This is a genomic window from Glycomyces salinus, from assembly GCF_016428645.1.
GTDB classification, from domain to species: domain Bacteria; phylum Actinomycetota; class Actinomycetes; order Mycobacteriales; family Micromonosporaceae; genus Glycomyces; species Glycomyces salinus.
Genome location: NZ_JAELXW010000027.1, coordinates 1 through 2,198, shown reverse-complemented (window position 1 = coordinate 2,198; position 2,198 = coordinate 1). Strand labels below are relative to the sequence as shown.

Here is a 2,198-nt window from a genome sequence, read left to right as displayed (position 1 = left end):
TCAGGCTCCGGTCGCCCGTCCCCGGGCCCGGTGGCGGATCCGTCCCTGGGCCCGGACTCGGGTGCGGATCCGTCCCTGGGCCCGGGCTCGGGAGGGAACGCGGCCGCCGACCCGCAGGGCCCGGGCCGGTCACGCCGCCGGTTCTGGACCGAGGCCGACACGAATGCGGCGGTCGATGCGAGTCTGCGGGAGCAGGCGTGGGGCCGGTTCATGGCCGATTCGGCGCCGCTGGCCGCCGCGCACCAGCGTCAGCCGGTTCGCCGGTCGGGTGAGTCCGCGCTCGACCGTGAGGCCGGGCTCGCGCTGCTGATGTGGATGCGCCTGGCGCGGTGGCTGTTCGCGCTCATCCGGTCCCTGAGCGCCGGGGCCGGACCGACACCCGGGGCCGGACCGGAGGCCGGGGCCGGACCGGAGGCCGGGGCCGGACCGGAGGCCGGGGCCGAACCGACACCCGGGCCACAAGAGACCCCGGCTGCGGGAAAGCGGCTCTGCCGCTTGGCACGCCAACGGGCCGGACAGGGACCGACGTGCGTGGCCGCCCCCGCACCGGGGAGCGTGCCAAGCGGCGAAGCCGCTTTCCCGCAGCCGGGGGTCCCCTTGGGCCCGGACCGCGGCCAGCCGACCGGCCCGGGCGTCCCGATGCAGGCCCCAGCCCGATCGGGGCGCGGCGAGCCGACCGGCCCGGCAGCGCCGGTGAAGACCCACGGCGGACCGGCACGCGCGGCCGCCATGGCCCGCGCCATCGCCGGAACCCAACGCGCCCGGGCAGGGGTGCCGGCATGGGCCTAGGCAGAACCGCACCACACCGCACCCGAGGCGCCTACGCGGCCGCGCTCGCGCAGATCCCGCTGCCGGTCCGCGCGATCTCGGCCCCGATCGACCAAGCCCTGACCGTCCTGGGCACCACCGAGATCGGCGGCAGGACCGTCCAGTTCGGCACACTCACCGAGGCCCCGCGCCTGTGGGTCGCCTTCCCTGAGGCGACCCGGCCGGTCTTCGGCTACCTCACCGGCCTGCCCTCCGGCTCGCCCCTGCTCCAGGTCACCGACCAATCCCACCTGGCCTGGACGAGGGCGGGCGACCACACCGAACCACTCAAACGCACCGGACTCGAAGCCTGGCGTACCGCCCAGCGCTGGTGCGAGGGGTGAACGTCATGTCCATGAGCCACGACGAGATCACCGCCGCCTACCGCGCCCACGCCAAGGCGAGACTGCGCGGCGACACCGCCGAGGCCCGCAGGCTCGCCGACCAGGCGCGCATGGAGGGCCGCATCACCCACCTGATCTTCACCACGACCCTGTTCGGCGAGATCGTCCTCGACCACTTCGGCGACGAACTCGACCGGACCGCGCTGGCCGCGCTCACCAAACGCCTCCACCAGCGTCATCGCGACGACGACCGGTTCCACCCGCTCAAGGCCGAGGCGATGGTGAAGGCGATGTTCGACCAGCGGCCGCAGGTGCTGATGGAGATCGCCCAAGCCGAGCAGCCGACCTATATGTGGGCGGTCATGGAGGCCCTGATCGACCCCGGCGAAAGCGAGGAGGCCATGGACGAGCGGTTCGATCTGGCCGAACAGCTCGGCCGCGAGTGGCTGGCCGGGGCCTTCGAGGCCCCGTCCCTGGCCCACTGGCGCACGACCGCACCAGGTGCCGCTGCGTCCGGCCGAGAGGAGGTGAACCCAGAATGAGCAAGGAGCGTCTCCACCGGTTCCACATCACCGCGCTGGCGAGGGGCGAGGGCGAGCGGGCCGCGCAGTTCCGCGAGCAGTTCGACAAGAGCGATGCCACGACCGCCCGCCTGTACCTCCAGGCCGCCAGCATCGTCGCTTTGGCGCATCGGTTCGGGGACATCGAGCGGACCGGCCTCGACTGGGACGGGCTCGACCGGCTCATGGCCGAGATCAGGAGCGGCTACCGCCACGCCGAACCGCCGATGGACTTCTTCGCGGTCGAGGCGTACATCAGAGCCGTCTACGGCGAAGAACACCTCATGGAGCTGCTCGACGGCGGCCAGCAGACCGCCTGCGCGAACCTACTGCTGACCTGGCAGGTCCGACACGAACCCGAGTTCAAGACCAACCTCGACGAAGCGATCACCAAGGCCCAGAACATCATCGCCACCTGGCTCTACAACTGACAGGCCGACAGTCAACACCAGAAAGCGGAAAGCCGCCGGGCCGAAGGCCCGGCGGC

3 protein-coding genes and 1 pseudogene are annotated in these 2,198 nt (G+C 72.5%); all 4 read left to right on the top strand.

Annotation, left to right across the window (positions count from 1 at the left end; translation table 11 throughout):
• A pseudogene (locus JFB92_RS10450) lies at positions 1 to 789 on the top strand (hypothetical protein); the annotation flags it as partial.
• Positions 780 to 1,151 (top strand): hypothetical protein, encoded by a 372-nt coding sequence (locus JFB92_RS10445; protein WP_199037825.1) that lies wholly within the window; start codon positions 780 to 782, stop codon positions 1,149 to 1,151. The pseudogene JFB92_RS10450 and the gene JFB92_RS10445, both read left to right, overlap by 10 nt.
• 11 nt (positions 1,152 to 1,162) lie before the next feature.
• Positions 1,163 to 1,693, top strand: a complete 531-nt coding sequence (locus JFB92_RS10440) for a hypothetical protein (RefSeq protein ID WP_199037823.1) — start codon at positions 1,163 to 1,165, stop codon at positions 1,691 to 1,693.
• Complete coding sequence (locus tag JFB92_RS10435; RefSeq protein WP_199037821.1) at positions 1,690 to 2,142, top strand: hypothetical protein; 453 nt, start codon at positions 1,690 to 1,692, stop codon at positions 2,140 to 2,142. Before JFB92_RS10440 ends, JFB92_RS10435 begins: the two co-directional genes overlap by 4 nt.
• Positions 2,143 to 2,198: the final 56 nt, after the last annotated feature.